This window comes from Paenibacillus sp. FSL H3-0469 (assembly GCF_038051945.1).
Lineage (GTDB): Bacteria > Bacillota > Bacilli > Paenibacillales > Paenibacillaceae > Paenibacillus_AQ.
In genome coordinates, this window is record NZ_CP150302.1 from 2,600,341 (window position 1) to 2,621,724 (window position 21,384).

The following is a 21,384-nucleotide window of genomic DNA, read 5'->3' on the forward strand; positions in this document are numbered from 1 at the left end:
GGCGGCAAAAGGTTCATTTTCAGCATGAATTCTTACTCAAAGCTTGTTCGTCGCTGCGATGAATATTTGGACTTCCGGCCGCTGTTGTCTCCAGATTTCTTGATTTTCTCCGCTGATCGCTGTTGAAATCCGGAGACTGCTAATGCTTCCGATGCTAGCTTTCCTACGGAAAGCTTTTAGGCGGACGCTATCGCTCCTACAGTTCCAAATTTCCCCTCCGCTTCTTTTTGCTTTTCGTTTATTTCTTTAGTGTTTCTTATATGTGTGTAATAAAAAAGCAGCATGTCCACCTGGTGTACACAGGCTACATACTGCTTACGATAAATTGTCCAGGAATAACTGCTCATCTTCAGAACAAGCACGTCTTAGATAATGTTCATAACCTCGCGCGCCTGGTTGTCCAGCTCCTGCGCAGAGCTTGCGATCAGCGTGAATTCATCCAGCGCCACTTGAATCTGCTGCTGGCTGAGCTGCACATTATCCTGCACCTGGTTCAGCCCAATGGATATTCTCCCGACCTCTTCTGTAATGGCCTGGACACTGTCCCGGACTTCGGTAATCTGATCCTGCACCATCGCAGACAGCTTTCTTACCTCTTTGGCCACCACATCGAATCCCCGGCCGAATTCTCCGGCATGTGCAGCCTCAATAGCTGCGTTCAGGGCAAGCAGATGGGTCTGGGAAGCAATATCCCGGATGGTCTGCACTACGCCGCGGATCGCAGCCGCCTGCTTTTGCAGACTTAGTAGGGTTTCGGTATTCTCGCTCGACACCTCGGCAATCCTGTCAATACTCAGCAGCAGCTCCTGACTCCGCTCAATTCCTTTGTCCGCACGCTGATTGAGGCTATCCGCCATTCCCTGCATCAGCTCCACGACATGGCTCATGTTATTCTGTCTCTCCGTAATGTTGGTGGCCACCTTGGATACGCCGATGACATGGGTATCTGTCTCATCGAACACCGGCATATAGGTAGCTTCCAGCCAGACCGAATTCCCCTCTGCGTCCATCCGTTCAATTTTGTCCTGGAAGCTCCGGCCAGCCATTAAATTCTGCCAGAACAACTCATAATCCGGACTGTTCACGAATGAAGGGAAGCACAGCTGGCTGTGCTGCATGCCGTACATATCCTCCGTTTTGTATTTCACCGACCGGGCAAAAATCTCATTGACATAGGCGACACGGCGGTTCAGGTCAAACCGGATCATGGCGAGATTCTTTTCCAAAGCTTTGACTACCAGTTCGTCTGTAACTACTTGGTCTGCTAGATTTTCCATGTTGACTGCTCCCTATACATCTCATTTTTTAACTATTATGCCGGACGATACTCGCTTATTTCACTTTACTCTTATTAACGGCTGTTTCGGCTTTTAAAATGATATGGTTTTTCTAATTCCCTATCTTAATCCCCCATACGCTGTCCTTCCGGTACGCAGCCGCTTCCTGCAGCTCTGGAAGTCTCGTATCCTGCGGATAATGCCGCTCCAGATACTGGACGAAGACCTGGCGCAGGCCGATCTCCTTGTCCAGCTTATTGAATTCATTGGGATGCTTTTCCATTTCGGCGATAGAGGCTTCCCAGCGTCCAAGATCTGCGGCCTCCGACTGCTCTGATTGGACCTTATCAGCGAGCATTCGCAGCTCCTGATAAGCTTGCTTTATTTTGGAGGAATAGACCTGCTTCTGGTTCAAAAAGGTTAACAACGCAACCAGCAACGCCAGCCCCACCCACATTATTACTGTATTCACTTATGTATCCTCCCGGCTTCGCATATCACTCCATTATACACGCCACAACACAAAAATACCCCACTTGCGCAGGGTATCGACAGCAACAATTCGCCTGTTCATCTCTTCTTGACTTTACTGAATTATTCCTTCTTCATAATCTCGTCCAGCTGCCGCTTGTCCGCCTCACGGGAACGGTCCATGGCCTCTATATCATCCTGGTCTGCTTCAGCCGCTGAGAATTCAACATCCTCGGCCTTCGCCTCATAGAGCATTTTCATTTTTTCGGTTTTGGAAAAGATTTTCGAGTTCTCTCTGTCCATAGCTTACCATCAGCCTCCAATGTATTATCTGATTCTCTCAGCTTCAAATCATTCCGCCGGCTTCCTCAATCAGCGACATCGCCTGACCATGGACAGACGCGTCGACAATAACTGTCAGCAAAATATTTCTGCCTGTCGGTCCGCCATCCCCGCCGTGACTCATTCCGCTCCCGCTCGTATGCGCCGCAGCTAATATGCCCGTATGGTCACTGACTGCCGTCATCGAATCCATGCTCGCCAAATTGCCGGTTACCGGATTCACTCCCGGCTCCTGCCTACTCCCCCCAAACCTGCTGAACCGGTCAATCGAAATCTCCTCTGCACGCAGTGCCTGCAGCTTACGCGAGACCCCTTCCGCTTCTTCCGGGGTTTTAAAGTAGGCCAGTATACTTTTTTCAGACATCGGAATTCCCTGCTTTCTGCCTGGTATTCACTCGTTCAAGCTTACTTGGGTATTTTGGATTTTCGGACAGGAATTTATACATTGGGGTTTGCTGTGACTCCAAAGAAAATTCAGACTTCCACCCTCTGTTTTCTACAGTTTTCATAATTCTGAAGCCACACTTCTAAATTTCCAACCCTGTTTTCCGCCCAGAAACCATGTCAGTATTTATGACGAAATTTGTTTTTTTATCTGTTTTCTTGTATTTTTTTGTCTATTAAATTATCTCCACTAGTTTAAAAAGCCTAATTGTGTCAACTAACATTCCACATAAAACGAAAATATTCTCAAAACTCTATAAATTTTGTGTGGATTTTACAAATAACCAGTGGTAAAATCTTCTTAATATTTTTCCTAGTAATCTTGACGGAAATAAACCGGATTAATAGAAAAGGAGAATCCGCTACTGTCGTGAAGCAGGAGAGATGTGAGCCAGAACCAACATCATATTGTGGAGGGGATTACATTTGGAGTGGTCAAAATTACCTCGTAAGCTATCATTACTAACATTATCCTTAGGTGTAGCTGCAAGTATGATTCCGGGCGCGGCCTTCGCCGCCAGCAGCTTGAAGACACCCGTATCAGGCAATCATCTTCCAGCCTTGATTCCAGCAAATCAGCCTTATATTTCTCCACAGATTAACACCAAATCCTCAAATCTTGTCCGGGTTATCGTTCAACTCAGCGGCCAGCCTGCTGCCGTCGGCAAGTATGCCGCCAAACAAGGGATCAGCGCGCTCGCCAGAACAGCGACCGAAGTTGCGGTGAACAGCCAGCAGGCCGATGTGCTGGACCAGGCCGAAACCAAGGGCATTGACCTGTCCGTCAATTACAAATACGACACCGTATTGAACGGCTTCGAGGTCACGGTTCCTGCAGACAAAATTCCTGATCTGGCCAAAATCCCCGGCGTAACTTCCATCTATCCGAACAGCACCTGGTATGCTCTCCCTGATCAGACAGTGACCGAAGTAACTTACAGAAACGACAATGCTCCCCTGAAGCAGATTCATGCGGACTGGGCGGCTGACCAAGGCCTCACCGGAGCCGGACTGAAGGTCGGTGTAATCGACACCGGTGTTGACTATACGCACCCGGATATTGCTGGGGCTTATAAGGGCGGATATGACTCCTTTTACCAGGATAATGATCCCTATGAAGAAGTTCCGCTTACTCCAGAAGAAGATACCGAATATGGTGTAGGCTATGCGGGAACTTACCACGGTACGCATGTAGCTGGCACCATCATTGGTCAGTATGCAGCTAAAGGCGATGTTGCGCAAAAAGGCGTAGCTCCGGGAGCGGAACTGTACGTCTACAAAGTGTTAGGCCGCAATATTGATAAACCCAACACTTCCTCCGGGTCTTCCGCTCAAGTCATTGACGGGATTGAACGTGCGGTGAAGCAGGGCATGGATGTCATCAACCTGTCGCTCGGCTCCGATTCCGAGAAGGATGTCAATTCTCCGGATTCCATCGCGATTAATAATGCTGTACTCTCTGGAGTGACTGCTGTCATTGCGAACGGGAATAACGGAGAAGCAGGTTATTTCTCTATGGGTTCCCCGGCTGCCTCCCAATTGGCCATTTCAGTAGGTTCAGTAACCAGTCCTATTGATGCGTACTCCGGCGAATTCAAGGCAGAAATTGCAAACTCAGTAACTTCTGTTACTTATGATACCTACTTTCCGTTCCATATGATGGCGTATGAGCTGGCAAATGATGATTTCGCCACTATCATTGGTACTAAGCCAGTACGCGTTGTGTATGCTGATCTTGGAGCGAAAGAAGATTACCCTGCCGAAGATATCAGCGGTTCCATCGTGTTGGTATCACGTGGTGAACTGGGCTTTGTAGACAAAATTGCGAATGCTAAAGAGCGTAAAGCTAGAGCAATCGTAATTTTCAACGGAAATGCTCACAAAGTGGATGGTAAGAGCGAAGCTATTCTAGACGAAGACTACGAAGATCGTAGTGACTTCATTGGTGTGAACCTAGGTAATAGTTACCAAAGTATACCTACGTTTGACATCGAAGGCTCCAAAGGACGCCAATTAGCCAGAGCGATTCTGAAAAATGGCGATAATCCAACCTACTTCACTTTTGGGCCAGAATATCACCATGAAATGACAACAGGTGATACAATGAGTACTTTCTCTTCATTAGGACCAAACTTTGACGGTAATCTAAGCATCAAGCCGGACATTGTTGCTCCTGGTGACGGAGTGCTGTCTACGTGGCCAGCTTATGGCAAAGGCCATCCGGAAACAGATTATTCCAAAGCATACAATCGTATTAGTGGTACAAGCATGGCAACACCACATGTGGCAGGCTTAGCGCTGCTAATCAAACAGAAACATAAGGACTATACGCCATTTGACATTCGTGCCGCTCTGGCGAACACGGCAGACCCTGTTTTCTACCAGGGTGATCCTGAAGACTTCTATCTTCAAGGTCCTGGACGCGCTAATGTAGAAAATGCCATCAACACACCGGCACTGCTGCAGGCGATTGAGCCCATCTCCATTCTGGACAAGAACTTTGTCCCTCAGAATGTGATCAACTACAATCCGTCCACAAGCTTTGGCACATTGCTGCCAGGTTCTGAAGATACGAAAGTCCTGCAGTTGAAGAATATGAGTGATAGCACGCTCACCTATTCAGCTTCCGTGGAATGGAATTATGGTGATCCTAAAGTATCTGCGGCTCTCGACAAATCATCGGTAACTGCAGCCGCGAAAGGTGCCTCCACGTTCAACCTGAAGGTTACCGTTGCTGCTGATACCGAGCCACAAATGCTGCAAGGTAATATCGTATTGAAAGCAGACGGCCAGCCAACACTTCACTTGCCATTTGCAATCAATGTAGATAAGACTACCGAACAGCCTAGCTGGGGTACAGGCATTCAGGAAGCTGCACTGAGCCAGCCGATTGTCTACACCAATTCAAGTGCTATTCTGAACTATAAGCTGAAAGCAAAAGATATTAACTACTATGAAGTGAATCTGATTGGCTTGGATGATATCAAGAAAGGCTCCTTCCAGGTATCCACTACAGGATCACCAGATGAATTCTTTGAGCCTGGAAACTATAGCACAGTGATATCATCCACCTATCACCCATATGACCACAATGGTGATCCAATCTTGGATGCTTACGGCAACCCTGCGGTGGCAGGTCTTACAGACGGGGTGTACAAGCTTGAAATTCTTGGAATCACTGCTGAGGACAATACAAAGACACCGATCAAGATTGACTACAACAATGATGAATACTACAGCACCTACACCTCATTCCGCTTTATCACTGTCTCCGACAGTGGAAACAGTGGCGGTGGCGGTGGCGGTGGCGGTGGAGGTACAGTAGTAACGCCGACTCCTGTAGTGGTTCCAGCTCCTGTAAAGTCCCTTGTTGAAGAAGGCGTTCAACAGGTAACGGTAACACCTCTAACTGCATCGAAAGATGGTGTAACAACAGTTACCGTCAGTGACAGCGATCTAAAAGCCGCTCTTGCTAAAGCTTCTACTGTCAAGACAGCCGTTGTTATCTCTCTTATCAGCATCTCAGATAAGTCTGCTGAACTGAGCCTGACTGCTGATCAGGTGAAGTCGCTGGCCGCCATTCAAGCAGGCAGCACCATTATCGTGAATGTTGGCGGATCTGCTGTAGCCTTACCGGTATCCTTGCTTGCAGCTTCCCCTGCGGACCAGAGCTTCAAGCTTGTGATCAAGCAAGAGCAGGATGCAGCCAGCAAGCTGATTGCAGGTACTCCGGGTGCCAAGGTCATCGGAACTCCGGTATCCTATGAAGCTTCATGGACTACAGCTACAGGCAGCACTTACTTGAACGTTCCAACCAACGTTTTCATCAAGCGCACCTTTACTGTACCTGGGAAGATTGAATCGAAGACTGCTGGTGTACTGTTTGAAAAAGATGGACTGGTGACCCCGGTTGCTTCTGTCTTCACACCACAGGCAGATGATACAACCCTTGTGACCGTAAGCCGTCCAGGCTTCTCCGTGTATGCAGCAGTCAGCAAACCGGCAGCAGCCTTCACAGACATCGCTAATTCTAAATCAGCTGTTGCCATCCAGACCTTGGCCGACAAGCTGATTATCCAGGGAACCTCAGCAACAACCTTCGCGCCGCAGAGCAATCTGACCCGCGCTGAGTTCACCGCATTGTTGACCCGAGCACTGGGTCTGCGTACGGATGCTTCTGGTGCCTTCTCGGATGTGAAAGCAACCGACTGGTATGCCAAGGATGTAGCTGCAGCTTCCAAGGCCGGCCTGATTCTAGGTATCGGCAATGGCAAGTTTGCTCCAACCCAGAAGGTAACCCGTCAGGAGCTGGCCGTCATTCTGGACAGAGCAGTGAAACTGACAGGCACTGAACTAAAGGCTGTTGCTAATCCTTCGTTCACAACCTACTCCGACAGCGCTAAGGTAGCCCCTTACGCCAAGGACAGTCTGCAAGCCCTGACCAAAGCCGGCATCTTCGCCAGCGAGTCGGGAATTGCCTTTAATCCAACCGCTCCGGCCACCCGTGAGACAGCAGCCACTGCACTCTATGAATTGCTGAGCAAGAGCGGATTGATTCAGTAGTAGAATTAGCTTAAGAAGCTGTCCCAGTAGTCATTTACATGACTACTCGGGTCAGCCCTTTTTATTAGGCAAGAGCTGTCTGAGCATTTCAACAGAAGCTACTGCCAGAATGTACTTCCTCCTCTAATTGCATTTACTACATTAGATTCCCATTTAATTCGCCCTAAAAGATGTTCTGTTGTATTTCATACATTTGAATCTTAGATTTTTGCTTGAAAATACCCATTTAGAGAATTTCTACTGTACGATGTGCAACAGAATCTCTTTTTGGTGAATTTTATAAGCATTCTGTTGTAGCAAATACAACAGACCCACATATGCAATGCAAAAAACAGCGCCCCTCCTCCACGAATGGAGATAGGGCGCTGTTTCGCAATTTTTCCCACTATTATTTCATATTACCTAAAAGTTCAGTCTCCCCGAAACGCCTTCTTCACACGGTCGAAGAACGACTGCTCCTGCTCATGTGTGTTCTCTCCGTTATGGGAGGCGAACTGGCGAAGCAGGTCCTTCTGCTCTTCGCTGAGCTTGCTAGGTGTGACTACGATAACACGGACATGCTGGTCACCGACGCCATTGCCGCGAAGATGCGGAACTCCTTTGCCTTTGAGGCGGAAGAAGGTACCAGTCTGGGTGCCTGCCGGGATCTTGAGCTTCACCTTCTCGGTCAGCGTTGGGATCTCAATCTCATCACCCAGAGCCGCCTGAGCGAACGTCAAGGGAACCTCGCACATAATATCGTTGTTCTCGCGCTCGAAGAAATCATGATTCTTCACGCGAATCACAATGTACAGGTCTCCGGCCGGGCCGCCGCGTGTGCCGCCTTCGCCTTCACCAGTCATGCGCAGCTGCGCGCCGTCATCGACACCGGCAGGGATACGCACATGGATCTTGCGCTGTCTCTTCACTTTGCCTTGACCTGCACAGGTGGTGCATTTCTCTTTGATGATCTTGCCTGTGCCGCTGCAATGGGAGCAGGGACGGCGGTTACGCATCTGTCCAAGCGGTGTATTCTGTACGAATTCCTGCTGCCCGCTGCCATGGCAGACGGAACAGGTCTCCGGCTTCGTACCCGGCTTGGCTCCGGAGCCAAAGCAGGTATCGCAGGTCTCCGTGCGCGGAATGGTAATATCGGTCTCTTTGCCGAACACCGCTTCCTTGAACTCAATGGTCATTGTATACTGCAAGTCGCCGCCGCGCTGTGGTGCATTCGGATCACGCCGTCCACCGCCGCCGCCGAAGAACATATCGAAGATATCACCAAGACCGCCGAAATCTCCGCCACCGCCGCCAAAGCCGCCGCCCATTCCCTGATTAGGGTCAATATGCCCGTATTGGTCATACCGCGCACGCTGTTGCCCGTCGCTCAGAACGTCATAGGCTTCCTTAACCTCTTTGAACTTGGCCTCAGCATCACTGGCCTTATTCACATCGGGATGGTACTGGCGCGCCAGCTTGCGGTAGGCCTTCTTCACTTCGTCTTCTGAAGCATCTCTCCCGAGGCCCAGAACCTCATAATAATCACGTTTATCTGCCACTGCTTTCACCTCCGTACATCGTCAATTTCCCCTGTATACATGGTAAAAGGAAAGCCAAAACACGGGATGCCCCGGTATTGACCTTCCCTCTCACCACATTAGAATTTATCGTCTAAGGTTACCCTTGATTCTTCTCATCGTCAACCACTTCGTAATCTGCATCTACCACATTATCTTTCTTGGCATTGCCTTCAGAAGCATCCTGACCCGCTTCAGCGCCCTGCTGTTCCTGTGCAGCCTGCTCATACAGCTTCACGGACAACTGCTGTACAATCTCATTCAGCGCCTCTGTAGCGGCAGTAATTTCTTCCAGGTTGTCGGTTTCAAGTGCAGCCTTAACCTTGTCCTTGGCTTCATTAGCTTTGTCGATCTCGGAAGCATCGACCTTGTCGCCCAGATCCTTGATTACTTTATCTGTGGAGTATACGAGCTGGTCAGCACCGTTCTTGGCTTCAACCAGTTCTTTACGCTTGCGGTCTTCCTCAGCGTGCAGCTCGGCATCCTTCATCATCTGTTCCACTTCTGCGTCGCTCAGACCGCTGGAAGAAGTGATGGTGATCTTCTGGCTCTTGTTGGTGCCTTTATCTGTTGCAGAGACATTAACGATACCGTTGGCATCGATGTCGAAGGTAACTTCGATCTGCGGTACGCCGCGCGGTGCCGGTGGAATCTCGTTCAGCATGAAGCGTCCCAGCGTCTTGTTGCCGTTCGCCATCTCGCGTTCACCCTGCAATACGTGGATTTCCACGCTAGGCTGGCTGTCTGCGAAAGTCGAGAAGACCTGCGATTTACTTGTAGGGATCGTAGTGTTGCGCTCAATCATCTTCGTGAACACGCCGCCTGCAGTTTCAATACCAAGGGACAGCGGAGTTACGTCGAGCAGAACTACGTCTTTTACATCACCAGTCAGTACGCCCGCTTGAACAGCAGCACCCAGGGCTACTACTTCATCCGGGTTAACGCCCTTGTGAGGCTCTTTGCCGGTAAGTTTCTTGATCGCATCCTGTACTGCAGGAATACGGGTAGAGCCGCCGACCAGTACGATTCTGTTCAGGTCCGCAGGCGTCATACCAGCATCCTTCAGCGCTTGACGTGTAGGGCCCAGTGTACGCTCAACCAGACTTGCAGTCAGCTCGTCGAACTTGGCACGGGTCAGGTTGATCTCAAGGTGCTGAGGCACTCCGTCAACCACTGTGATGAACGGAAGCGATACTGTAGTTGTAAGTACGCCGGACAGCTCTTTCTTGGCTTTTTCCGCAGCATCCTTCAGACGTTGAACAGCCGCCTTGTCCTTGCTCAGGTCAATGCCTTGCTCTTTCTTGAATTCTGCTACGAGATAATCCATAACGAGTTGGTCAAAATCATCTCCGCCCAGACGGTTGTCACCGCTGGTAGCCTTTACTTCAAAGAAGCCGTCGCCCAGCTCAAGGATGGATACGTCGAAGGTACCGCCGCCAAGGTCATAGACCAGGATGGTGTGATCTTCGGATTTCTCCAGACCGTAAGCAAGAGCAGCTGCTGTTGGCTCGTTGACGATACGCAGTACTTCAAGGCCGGCGATTTTACCTGCATCCTTGGTAGCCTGACGCTGGCTGTCATTGAAATAAGCAGGAACTGTAATAACCGCCTGAGTTACAGGCTGGCCCAGATAAGCTTCAGCATCGGATTTCAGCTTCTGAAGGATCATAGCCGAGATTTCTTGAGCAGAATAGTCTTTGCCGTCAATGCTTTCTTTGTGGCCTGTACCCATGTGGCGCTTGATCGAAGCGATCGTACGGTCCGGGTTCGTAATAGCCTGGCGTTTCGCCGTTTCACCGACGATGCGCTCGCCGTCTTTCTTGAAGCCTACAACCGATGGGGTTGTACGCGCGCCTTCCGGATTCGGGATAACGACGGCTTCGCCGCCTTCCATAACGGCAACGCAAGAGTTCGTGGTTCCTAAGTCAATACCGATAACTTTACTCACTGTAATGTGCCTCCTCAGAAATAATGTGAAGCCCGGGGCTTCATCCATTTTTATTATCTTATATAGAACAGAACTACATGCTGACTTTGACCATGGCCGGACGAAGAACCTTATCCTTCAGGAGATAGCCCTTCTGGACCTCCTCCGTCACGATGCCTTCCCCGTACTCCTCGCTCTCCACCTGCATGATCGCCTGATGATATTCAGGGTTAAAAGGCTGTCCTACCACTTCCATAGCTGTAAGTCCTTCAGTCTTAAGGACTCCCTCCAGCTGACGGAAAATCATATTCACGCCTTTGATGAAAGCTTCAGCGTCTGCACCTGCTGCAGGAGTCGCCAGTGCGCGTTCAAAGTTATCCATTACCGGAAGCAGCTCGGTTACAAGCTTAGACGTTGCGTACTGCGCCAGCTCTTCCTTTTCTTTCTGGGTCCGGCGGCGGAAGTTATCGAAATCAGCCTGCACACGCAAGGTGCGCGCCTGATGCTCATCTGCCAGCTCCTGCAGCTTTCTGTATTCCTCATTGCCTGAAGCCGCCTCGCCGGCCTCTTCAGCCGTGAATGAGCCGCTATCTGCTGTGGTATCAGCCTCTTCAGCCGCGTGATTCTCATTCATCGAGGGATCATTCTTTTCATTCATTTCATTCATTTCCTGAACCTCTTCCTCTTTCAAGTTGTCTTCACCTCCTTAATATCATTCACGATGGACTAGTATACTCTGTTCACTTATACCAGTGTGCCAGCATCGCTGTCAAATCCCGGGACAAAATCCCCAGAATACCCATTACACGTGCGTACTCCATACGGGTCGGACCCAGGATACCAATGCTCCCCAGCGGCTTGCCGTCCAGCGAATAGGTGGCGGTAATCAGACTGCAGTTGGCAAAAGCCTCATGCTTATTCTCTGTACCGATGCGCACCTGCATTCCTGCTTCGCTGCTGGCCGGGGTGAGCATCTTGAGCAGCGTAGGCGTCTCCTCCAGCAGATCGAGAATCGTCTTGACCTTGTCGACGTCCTTGAACTCCGGCTGGGTCAGCATATTCGTAGCTCCGCTTAAGTAAATCCGCTGATCCTGGTCGCTCTCAAGCGCCTTATCCAGCACCTGCATTAATTCTTCATAATGGGAGATGTGGCGCTGCATTTCTTCGCCCAGCTCGGAATAGAGCTGACTCTTCAGCTTGTAGAGCGGTACATTGACCAGCTTGCTGTTCAGCAGATTCACGACCTTCTCCATCTCGGACACAGATATCTCCGGAGGAAGACTCACGGTTCGGTTCTCTACCTGCCCGGTGCTGGTAACAATAATCGCTACAGCGGTCTTGTCATCGAGCGGGAGCAGCTGGAAATGGCGCAATGAAGTATGAAAAACCTCCGGTCCCAGCAGGATGGAAGTATAATTCGTCATATTAGACAGGATCATTGCCGCATGTTGGATTACCTGCTCTGTAGCATTCAGCTTCTCAGCGAAAAAAGCGCGGATCGTGCCCAGTTCGGCCGTTTCGGCGGAATTCCACGGTACCAGATGATCCACATAGTAGCGGTAGCCCTTATGGGACGGGATTCTCCCTGCCGACGTATGAGGTTGCTCCAGATAACCCAGATCCTCCAGATCGGCCATTTCGTTGCGGATCGTGGCTGGACTGTAGCCCACGTCCCCGCGTTTCGAGATACTGCGCGAGCCCACCGGCTCAGCGGAAGAAATATAGTCATCGACAATAGCATTCAGTATCATTCTCTGGCGTTCAGTTAACATGTCATTCCCTCCTATCCGGCTGTGGCTCCGATTCGTTAGCACTCTAGTGAGATGAGTGCTAACCACTAATACAAAAATACCAAACTGACCTCGGCATTGTCAAGTGAGTTCAGCAACTTGATTGCGCCTATTTTAGTTAAAGCAATATAACATCCATACATCCATCAGGCATCATTGTTGTACGTTGTGCTTGTATCTGCAAAAAACCACTGTTACCCAGAAAGCCCAGCTTCCAGGGGGAACAGTGGTTTCTTATTATATAGTTTACCGGGGCTATTGTCCCGCCGGATTAGTCCAGTCTCTTCAGCACGGCGATCTCATCGCAGGCATGCTGCTTCTTGCAGTTCACGCAATCGGTCCAGACCTTCTCAGGGAAAATCTCCTTCTGCACCACATCGAAGCCGTTCTTAAGGAAGAAGTCCACAGCATAGGTCAGGGCCATAATCTTCGGGATTCGCTGGCGTCTGGCTTCTTCCACCAGCTTCTCCAGGATCATTGTGCCTACGCCTTTTCCCTTGCCTGCGTCATTCAGGCCAATCGACCGGACCTCAACAAGGTCGTTTCCGAGCCGGAATAAGGAACCGCAACCGACAAATTCGCCTCCAATCTCAGCGATCACGAACTGGTCGATCTGGCGGGTCAGTGCTTGCCTTGAACGGGGCAGCATAATCCCCTGCCTGGCATACTCCTCTATCATCAGACACAGCGGCTCTACATCCTCCACCGTAGCATTTCTGCATATCACTTGCTGCTCTCCCGCTGGAGAAGCCTTTTGGAAATGATCCGTTTTGACAAGCACCTTGACTCACCCCTTGTTGTTAATATGAATAAATATACAACACGGTGAATTACAATTCAAGGGGTATTTCAAAATTAAACCTCTGTCAAAGCACCGACAAATTCCCCGAAAACATCGTTGCCAAACAGGATTCCCTGCTTGCTCAGGCGATAGGTGTCCCCAGCCTGCTCCAGCAGCCCGGCCTTCAGCATTTTATGCAGCGGCGTTGCAAAAACAGCCTCCAGCGGTTTTCCGAATTGCGAGCGGAACGCCTGATCCGATATCCCTTCGCGCATCCGCAGGCCGACCATCATGAAATCCTCCATCGCCTCCTGCTCGGAGATCTGGTAGGCGTCCAGACGCGGCAGCCCGCTGAGCGAAGCCTCGTTATACGGGTTCACGCCCTTGATATTCATGTGCCGCTGCCGGCCCACATATCCGTGCGCTCCTGCGCCCAGACCGTAATAATCCTCGTTGCGCCAGTACGTTATATTGTGGCGGCTCTCCATTCCTGGCTTGGCAAAATTACTGATCTCATACTGCGTATACCCTGCGGCCTCCATAGTAGACATCAGCAGCAGATACATTGCCAGCTCATCCTCTTCATCCGGCAGCGGAAGCTTGTTCTTGTTGAACAGCGTGTGGAACAGCGTGTTCTCCTCCACCTTCAGGCTGTAGATGGAATAGTGCGGAAGATCCAGCGCCAGCGCCTTATCGATGCTCTCTCTGAGCATATCCACCGTCTGGTTCGGCAGTCCGAACATCAGATCCAGCGACAGGTTATTAAGGCCGACCGCACGGGCATTCTCCAGACTGCGGTATACATCATTCACATCATGAATCCGGCCGATTCCGCTCAGCAGCTCATTCTGGAATGCCTGCACCCCGAAGCTGACCCGGTTGACCCCGCCATCCTTCATGACTCTGAGCTTGTCGATATCGGTGGTGCCAGGGTTAGCCTCCATTGAGAATTCAATGTGCTCATCCCACTGCGGGAAATGCCTGCGGACGGATTCGAGGAAATAAGCCATCTCATCAGGCTTGAGTACTGTAGGCGTACCCCCGCCGACAAAAATCGTCTTGATCACACCCGGAGGCGTGTGCTGCACCGTCAGCTCCATTTCGCGGTCAAGCGCATGGAGATAGTCCATCACCGGCTGGTCCTTCAGCACGTAAGAATTGAAATCACAATAGAAGCATTTATTGGTGCAGAACGGGATGTGAATATATACGGCCTCAGGGGGACGGCCATGGTGTGCAGTGCTCGTAGCTGTATTCATTAGCTGTCTCCTTTGTTCTATTAATATACAGGCCTGCCACAGTACCTGCTGCTGAAAAGCAAGAAGAAACGGCTGCACCGCCCTGCGTAGGACGGCACCCGTTTCTGCGATAAACCGAAAGCTCCAGGAGAGCTTATATGCTGCTACTCAATCTGAAGCACGGCCATGAACGCTTCCTGCGGCACCTCAACGCTGCCGACCTGCTTCATGCGCTTCTTCCCTTCCTTCTGCTTCTCCAGCAGCTTCCGCTTACGCGAGATATCGCCGCCGTAGCATTTGGCTAATACGTTCTTGCGCATGGCCTTAACGGTCTCGCGCGCAACCACCTTCGTGCCGACGGACGCCTGAATCGGCACCTCGAACATCTGGCGCGGGATAATGCCGCGCAGCTTCTCACAGATGACCCGGCCGCGGTTGTAGGCGCGGTCGCGGTGAACGATGAAGGACAATGCATCGACCTGCTCATTGTTCAGCAGGATATCCATCTTCACGAGATTGGACTGGCGGTAACCGGAGATCTCGTAATCGTAGGATGCATAACCCTTCGTGCCGGATTTCAGCTGGTCGAAGAAGTCGTAGACGATCTCGGACAACGGAATCTCGTACGTAATGGTTACACGGTTGCTGTCCAGATACTCCATGTTGACGAATTCACCGCGTTTGTTCTGGCACAGCTCCATAACGGTACCCACGAAGTCGTTAGGCACGATAATGGCTGCTTTGACATACGGCTCTTCGATGAAGTCAATCGTTCCGATCTCCGGATAATGCGACGGATTGTCGATCTGGATGGTCTCCCCGTTCGTCAGCTTAATGCGGTAAATAACGCTCGGCGCGGTAGTAATCAGCGGCAGATTGAACTCGCGTTCGATCCGCTCTTGAATAATCTCCATATGCAGCAGTCCCAGGAAGCCGCAACGGAAGCCAAAGCCCAGGGCGCTGGAGCTCTCCGGCTCGAAGCTCAAGGAAGCGTCATTCAGCTGCAGCTTCTCCAGCGCTTCACGGAGATCATTATAATCGGAAGTCTCAATCGGATAGAGACCGCAATAGACCATCGGATTAATCCGGCGGTAGCCCGGAAGCGGCTCAGGCGTTGGATTCTTCGCATCCGTCACCGTATCCCCGACACGGGTGTCGCCTACATGCTTGATCCCGGCTACAATGAAGCCGACATCACCGATGTTCAGCTCCGGCACAATGGTCATGCGCGGCATGAAGGCTCCGACCTCGATCACCTCAAAGGTTTTGTCGGTGGCCATCATTTTAATCTTGGAACCGGCACGGATACTGCCGTCCATTACACGGACATAGACGATAACGCCCTTGTACGGGTCATAATGGGAGTCGAAGATCAGCGCCTTGAGCGGTTCTTCCGAGCTGCCTGTCGGCGCCGGAACCTGCTTCACGACCTGCTCCAGAATCTCCTTGATGCCGATGCCTGCCTTGGCGGAAGCCAGCACGGCTTCACTGGCATCCAGCCCGATGACATCTTCAATCTCCTGCTTCACGCGTTCGGCGTCAGCATTCGGAAGATCGATTTTGTTGAGTACCGGAAGAATCTCCAGATTGTTGTCGAGCGCCAGATACACGTTAGCCAGCGTCTGGGCCTCAATTCCCTGCGCCGCATCCACGACCAGCAGTGCGCCTTCACAGGCCGCCAGACTGCGGGATACCTCATAGGTGAAATCGACATGCCCCGGTGTGTCAATCAGATTCAGATAATAATCCTGTCCGTCATCGGCACGGTACGTCAGACGTACGGCCTGCAGCTTGATGGTGATGCCGCGCTCGCGCTCCAGGTCCATTTGATCCAGAACCTGCTCCTGCATTTCACGCGTAGTGAGCGCACCCGTATACTCCAGAATGCGGTCAGCCAGTGTCGATTTGCCATGGTCTATATGTGCAATAATCGAGAAATTGCGAATTTGTTGTTGTCGTTTCTGAACGTCAGTCATTCCTTACCCCCACAGACAGCCTAATGTTAATCCACTTATTATAACAGTACGGGCTCCGCCCATCAATCCCGCCGGCCGCCGGAAAAGAAAGAAACCGCCCAGACCTTCTGCAATCGCAGGCTGACTCTGCAAAAAAACACACAAACGGGTGCGGGCTTCCATCATCCGCAGCCGTTTGTGTCCTCAATCTCATTACAGCCCGGGAGATTCCGGGCACTTCCTGCTCACTCCTCCGAGGAGTCGAAGAGCGAGACCACCCAGCGGATGCCCTTCTGCGAAGCCTGCTGGAGCAGGCCGGCGGTCTTATCCGCCAGCACATCCACTGTAGGCTTCTGCTCCTCCGGGATCAGAATCTGCTCGGGACTGAGCGCAGAGTAGTCCTTCACCTCCTGCTGCGGGAGGCTGCCCGTGCCGCCTGCCGTCTGCGCCTGTGTACCTGCAGCCGGCTGCTGCATCGGCAGCATGGTGTAAGCACCCGTTACGGGATCAATAGTCACGGGTACATATACATAAGCCTGGCCGCCAGGGGCCTTGCTGGCCACCGGAACGTACGCAGTCCCGGCCGTGCCGTTCTGTCCAGCCGGAAGCTGGCTGCCAGCCACACTGCTCCCGGCCGGCTTACTCCAGTCCGGCAGGATACCTGAGACTCCCGAACCACCGCCACCGAACTGCAGTCCGACCAGCAGCCCTACGCCCGCCCATATTCCGACCATTACCAGCTTTTTACCGAACCGTGTCATAGTCTCCGCTCCTTTTCAGCTATTATCCGTCAGGAAGCCCCGCCTGCTGATGTCTCTGCCCCGGTGCCTTCAGACTGCGTACTGCCCTGATCCGGCGCAGCTGCCTTCTCTGCATCCCTGCTGCTCCAGTACACATCAGCAATCGCATCTGCCAGAATGTCCGCCGTACGCTTCAGCTCGTCGGCGCTGTTGTCAATTCCGCCCACCTCAATCAGCACACTGTTCGGGGACAACGTCTGGTTATATTCCCCATTATTCCCGTTTCCGGACGATTTCCCCCATATCCCGCGTGAAATTCCAGGATAATTTTTCTCCAGCAGCTGATGGATTTTATTGGCGAAGGCCTCGTTTTGCTTCCAGTTTTTATTCGCATGCCCCAAAATAAAATAGACCTGGGCATAATTTTTCCCGTTAATCACTGCCGTTGTTTTGCCGTGCCGCTGGGAATCGCGGTGGATATCAATCAGCTCACTCATCTGCTGGTTGGAGGCCATGGCCGATTTCACAGTCATACGAGAATATTTATAAGAGAAGTTCCAGTTGTAGCCCGGCACCTCTGTAGCATAGTCCTCCTGGGCATGGACAGTACCGATCCCGCGTTCCTCCAGCCTCTTGGAAATATAAGAGCCTACCAGCATGACATTCTTGGAAGGGACGGCCGAACTGGGGTTGTCGCTCTGTGCGCCAAGCAGCGGATTATACGCCTCCCGCGGATGGGAATGGTAGACGAGAATACGCTTGACCGAAGTATCTCCAGTGCCGTTCTCGGCATCTCCGCTTCCGGAGTAACCCTCGTCCGGCCCTGCATCAGGCGGGTCCGGAATAGGAGAATTCTCGGGCTGTACCACGCCTTCCCCCGGATTGTCATGGCCATTATCAGCCTCCGTACCGTTCCCTGAATCTGGAGGGGCTCCAGGGTCACCCCCTGCACCGGGATTTTCCCCGGCGGCCAGCTCATCTCCCCCCGGATGATAATCCGCCGGCGCTCCTGTGCTTCCTCCTGAGCCTTGGCGCAGCAGAAAGGGATCATCGGCAGCGAGTCCAGGCATCTCACGCGAGACCAGACTCTTGGGATCACCAGGATCAACACTGGTAAGCAGCCGGAATACGAAGGAGGTCACCTTGTCTCCGGAGAAAGCTGAAGGTTCCTCGCCCTTCGGCAGATGGGGAACCTCCATGCCCAGCAGCTCCATGAAGAATCCGCTGGAGAGTGAGGCCGCCAGACCTTTCATAGAAGGAATGGGCGAAGAATTCAGCTTTTGCCCGGCCAATCCGCCGGCTCCAAGCAGCATGAATAACACAAGCGAACCTCCGGCCAGCAGCAGCATCGTCCTTCCCAGCGACAGAATATCCATCAGCCGTCCGCGCAGCCGCCCTATATTCCATAGCTGAAACCATTTTCTGTTCATGATTGTTATGTCCTCCTCTAGGCCCTCTGTAATCTCTCATACTCCAAATCTATGAGCGTAGGAGTTATGCTAGAACCACAGAATGAGAGATAGCAGGGAGCATAGATAGAGAAGTGAAGCGGCAACTCATTCAAAAAGCCCGCAACCCGTTCTGCGTTATAGCAGGGCGGTGCGGGCCAGGTGATAAGTGACAGATCAGTGAGTGTAAGCTCCGACATTGCCAGGATCTACCGCTTCATGCAGGGCGGCATTCAAGCCGCTTGCCACAATGTTCGCGATCTCTTCAATGAATTCATCGATCTCTTTGGGGGTAACAATCAGGTCGTGACCCAGCGGCTCAAGCACTTCCTTCACCAATGCAAGACGCTCCTGTTCAGAAATATCGTCAAGGAGACCCATAATCTCTTTGGTATGAGCGCCCCCGTCAGCCATCTGTCCGAAATGGGTCCGCATCATCTCCAGCACGTTGTTGACAATGGTGGAGGCATAGCAGACTGTAGGGACGCCGATGGCAATGCAAGGCACGCCCAGCACCTCCTTGGTCAGCCCTCTGCGTTTGTTCCCGATCCCTGAGCCGGGATGAATGCCGATGTCAGCAATCTGGATAGTGGTATTGATTCTCTCCAGTGAACGGGAGGCCAGCGCATCAATAGCTATAATGACATCCGGGCTGGTGCGGTCCACAATCCCCTGCACAACTTCGCTGGATTCAATCCCCGTCAGGCCGAGGACTCCGGGAGCAATAGCGCTGACATTCCGGTAACCGGGCGAGATCTGGTCGGGCACCAGCTCATAGAACTGGCGGGTAATCAGCGAATTCTCAACGACCAGCGGGCCGAGCGAGTCAGGCGTCACATTCCAGTTGCCCAAGCCCACGATAAGCACCTTGGAATCGCGGTCAATGCCGATTTCATCCAGGAAGTGCTCGAATTCCCGGGCAAACACTGTAGAGACCTTCTGCTGGAGCCCGGTATCCCCGCCGCGCAGCCCAGGCACCTCCAGGGTCACGTAATTGCCGATAGCCCGTCCAATCGCCTGCGAGCCGGCAAGGTCTGCTACAGCAAGTCTCGTGACCTTGATGCCGCCCTCTTCTTCCACTTCCTCATTGACACCCGGGATCGGCGCATTGGCGTGCCGCTCTGCCATTTCCTTCGCTTCTACCGCCAAGTCCGTACGTACCGAATACAGCTGAAGATCCAGTTCCATTCTTAGTTCAGCCTCCTTTTGCATATTGCTGATAGTGTGCGAGAGAAAGCCGCCGTTTATACAAACCGCACTGAGGAATTCTAAAGCTTTTTATCTTGCTTTTTACTACCCTTCATGCTAAACTATTTTAAGTTGTGAATCATTTGTTGATTTCGAATGTCTTTCAGGAGGTGAATGCAATGCCAAATATCAAATCCGCGGTAAAACGCGTCAAGACGATCGAGAAACGCCGTGCACTGAACGCTTCCCAGAAGTCCGCGCTTCGTACAGCTGTGAAAACTGCTGATGTAGCAGTGACTGGTACGGAAGTTGAAGTAGCTCAGGCTGCTTTCCAAGCGGCTTCCAAAAAGCTGGACAAGGCTGTATCTAAAGGCCTGGTTCATAAAAATGCGGCTGCCCGCAAAAAATCCCGCTTGGCTAAGAAATTGAACGCTCTCAAGGCTCAAGCCTAAGCCAAGGGCGACAATCATAACGAGCATTGAAGAACCTGACCGCTATGCTGCATACGGTTAGGTTTTTTTATGCTTGTTAGCTTCACTCATTGAATTCCGCTGTACAATCAAAGAGCCTGCCCGCCCGCGTGTATCACGGGATGGACAGGCTCTTTGATTCGTTCCATGAGATGCCGCTCTATTCAGGCTCCAAGGCGCAGCATGAACATCTCCAGCCCCAGCACCTTATCGACAGCTCCCGTCTTCATCTGATAGTCCAGATCCGCCAGAATACTCAGGATCTGCCGCAGCCGCTGGCTTCCGAACTTATGGGCCTGCTCTCCAGCCAGCTTCACCGCATATGGATGCAGTCCGAGCTGAGAGGCAATCTGTCCCTGCGAATAGCTCAGGGCTGACAAGTCCTTGACCTGAAGGATGATTCTGAACTGCCGGGCAATCAGCGAAGCGATCTTGATCGGCTCCTCCCGCTGCTTCAGCAGCTCATAGAGCGTATTCAGCGCCTTGTCCAGGCGCAGATTCGCAATATCCTCCACCAGCGTGAAGATGTTCTGCTCAGTTCCCCGGTGGACCAGACTCTCCACCGCTGCCGCATCGACCCGCCCACCTGTACCGGCGAACAGGCACAGCTTGTCCATCTCCGCCGACAGGCCCTGGAGTCCGGTGCCGCTGCTTGCGATCAGAGCCTCAGCCGTCCCCGGCGCAAGTGAGCAGCCGCGTTCGCGGAAGCCCTTTTCCACCCAGCGCAGCAGCTCCTCCGCACCCAGGGGATTGAAGGCCAGTACGGTGCCGGAGGCTTTGATGCTTTTAACGATTTTTTTGCGTTCATCCAGCTTGTCGCCGTTCACCATAAATACAATCACGCTGAATTCGGCAGGGTGCTGCATATATTCGCTCAGCATTTCCACATTATGCTCCAGCTTCGCCTTCTCCTTGCCTGCCGTGAACAGAGCCGCATCCCGCACCAGCAGGAGCTTGCGTTCTACCATGAACGGAACTGTCTCCGCCTCTTCAATGACCGCTTGAACCGGAGTTTCGGAGAGATCGAACGGGATCACCGCGAAATCGCGGTCTTCTTTGGCTATCAGGTGTTCCTCCAGCATGGCCGCGAATTCATTCATCCGGAACTTCTCACTGCCGTACAGCAGGTACAGCGGGGAGACCTTTCCTTGCTTGATGTCTTTGGCCGCCGTTTTGGCATCCATCCTGCCACTT

Annotated in this window: 17 protein-coding genes; 2 read left to right on the plus strand and 15 right to left on the minus strand. The window is 51.9% G+C overall.

Annotated elements, in window-relative coordinates; genetic code table 11:
• Positions 1 to 365 precede the first annotated feature (365 nt).
• The 4 genes from NSS83_RS11310 to NSS83_RS11325 all read right to left on the minus strand — a co-directional run bounded on the left by NSS83_RS11310 (position 366) and on the right by NSS83_RS11325 (position 2,454).
• The gene (locus NSS83_RS11310) at positions 366 to 1,277 is read right to left on the minus strand and encodes a methyl-accepting chemotaxis protein (protein WP_341184405.1); all 912 of its coding nucleotides are present in this window, start codon (positions 1,275 to 1,277) and stop codon (positions 366 to 368) included.
• Between the two features lie 112 nt (positions 1,278 to 1,389).
• Positions 1,390 to 1,749 (minus strand): hypothetical protein, encoded by a 360-nt coding sequence (locus tag NSS83_RS11315; protein ID WP_341184404.1) that lies wholly within the window; start codon positions 1,747 to 1,749, stop codon positions 1,390 to 1,392.
• 122 nt (positions 1,750 to 1,871) lie between these two features.
• A complete protein-coding gene (locus NSS83_RS11320; protein WP_341017446.1) occupies positions 1,872 to 2,051 on the minus strand; it encodes a YfhD family protein in 180 nt (59 codons plus the stop codon).
• A gap of 43 nt (positions 2,052 to 2,094) precedes the next feature.
• Positions 2,095 to 2,454, minus strand: coding sequence for a hypothetical protein (locus NSS83_RS11325; RefSeq protein ID WP_076154203.1), 360 nt, complete (start codon positions 2,452 to 2,454; stop codon positions 2,095 to 2,097).
• 572 nt (positions 2,455 to 3,026) lie between these two features.
• Between NSS83_RS11325 and NSS83_RS11330 the strand changes: the two genes are divergently transcribed.
• Positions 3,027 to 7,097: a S8 family serine peptidase gene (locus NSS83_RS11330; RefSeq protein WP_341184403.1), complete on the plus strand. Its 4,071-nt coding sequence runs from the start codon at positions 3,027 to 3,029 to the stop codon at positions 7,095 to 7,097.
• 410 nt (positions 7,098 to 7,507) lie between these two features.
• On the opposite strand, the gene dnaJ is transcribed toward NSS83_RS11330, so the two are convergent.
• The 10 genes from dnaJ to gpr form a co-directional block, all read right to left on the minus strand.
• A complete protein-coding gene (gene dnaJ, locus NSS83_RS11335) occupies positions 7,508 to 8,635 on the minus strand; it encodes a molecular chaperone DnaJ (RefSeq protein ID WP_341150572.1) in 1,128 nt (375 codons plus the stop codon).
• 118 nt (positions 8,636 to 8,753) lie between these two features.
• Positions 8,754 to 10,601: a molecular chaperone DnaK gene (gene dnaK / locus NSS83_RS11340; RefSeq protein WP_036732232.1), complete on the minus strand. Its 1,848-nt coding sequence runs from the start codon at positions 10,599 to 10,601 to the stop codon at positions 8,754 to 8,756.
• Positions 10,602 to 10,674: 73 nt separating this feature from the next.
• On the minus strand, positions 10,675 to 11,247 hold the full coding sequence (grpE, locus tag NSS83_RS11345; RefSeq protein ID WP_341185227.1) for a nucleotide exchange factor GrpE: 573 nt from the start codon (positions 11,245 to 11,247) through the stop codon (positions 10,675 to 10,677).
• Positions 11,248 to 11,320: 73 nt separating this feature from the next.
• A complete protein-coding gene (gene hrcA, locus NSS83_RS11350; protein ID WP_340994015.1) occupies positions 11,321 to 12,352 on the minus strand; it encodes a heat-inducible transcriptional repressor HrcA in 1,032 nt (343 codons plus the stop codon).
• Between the two features lie 289 nt (positions 12,353 to 12,641).
• Positions 12,642 to 13,097, minus strand: a complete 456-nt coding sequence (locus tag NSS83_RS11355) for an N-acetyltransferase (RefSeq protein ID WP_341348270.1) — start codon at positions 13,095 to 13,097, stop codon at positions 12,642 to 12,644.
• Between the two features lie 128 nt (positions 13,098 to 13,225).
• Entirely contained in the window at positions 13,226 to 14,410 is a 1,185-nt protein-coding gene (gene hemW, locus NSS83_RS11360; protein ID WP_341184399.1) for a radical SAM family heme chaperone HemW, read from the minus strand.
• 143 nt (positions 14,411 to 14,553) lie between these two features.
• Positions 14,554 to 16,365 (minus strand): translation elongation factor 4, encoded by a 1,812-nt coding sequence (gene lepA, locus NSS83_RS11365; protein ID WP_341348271.1) that lies wholly within the window; start codon positions 16,363 to 16,365, stop codon positions 14,554 to 14,556.
• Positions 16,366 to 16,589: 224 nt separating this feature from the next.
• A complete protein-coding gene (locus NSS83_RS11370; protein ID WP_341184397.1) occupies positions 16,590 to 17,105 on the minus strand; it encodes a hypothetical protein in 516 nt (171 codons plus the stop codon).
• A gap of 29 nt (positions 17,106 to 17,134) precedes the next feature.
• On the minus strand, positions 17,135 to 18,514 hold the full coding sequence (locus tag NSS83_RS11375; protein WP_341348272.1) for a stage II sporulation protein P: 1,380 nt from the start codon (positions 18,512 to 18,514) through the stop codon (positions 17,135 to 17,137).
• A 195-nt stretch (positions 18,515 to 18,709) separates the two neighbouring features.
• Entirely contained in the window at positions 18,710 to 19,720 is a 1,011-nt protein-coding gene (gpr, locus tag NSS83_RS11380) for a GPR endopeptidase (RefSeq protein ID WP_341184395.1), read from the minus strand.
• 179 nt (positions 19,721 to 19,899) lie between these two features.
• Between gpr and rpsT the strand changes: the two genes are divergently transcribed.
• Positions 19,900 to 20,172 carry a 30S ribosomal protein S20 gene (rpsT, locus tag NSS83_RS11385; RefSeq protein WP_341017430.1) on the plus strand — a complete coding sequence of 91 codons (273 nt, stop codon included), beginning with the start codon at positions 19,900 to 19,902 and terminating at the stop codon, positions 20,170 to 20,172.
• A 182-nt stretch (positions 20,173 to 20,354) separates the two neighbouring features.
• On the opposite strand, the gene holA is transcribed toward rpsT, so the two are convergent.
• Positions 20,355 to 21,374 (minus strand): DNA polymerase III subunit delta, encoded by a 1,020-nt coding sequence (holA, locus tag NSS83_RS11390; protein ID WP_341184394.1) that lies wholly within the window; start codon positions 21,372 to 21,374, stop codon positions 20,355 to 20,357.
• Between the last annotated feature and the right edge of the window lie 10 nt (positions 21,375 to 21,384).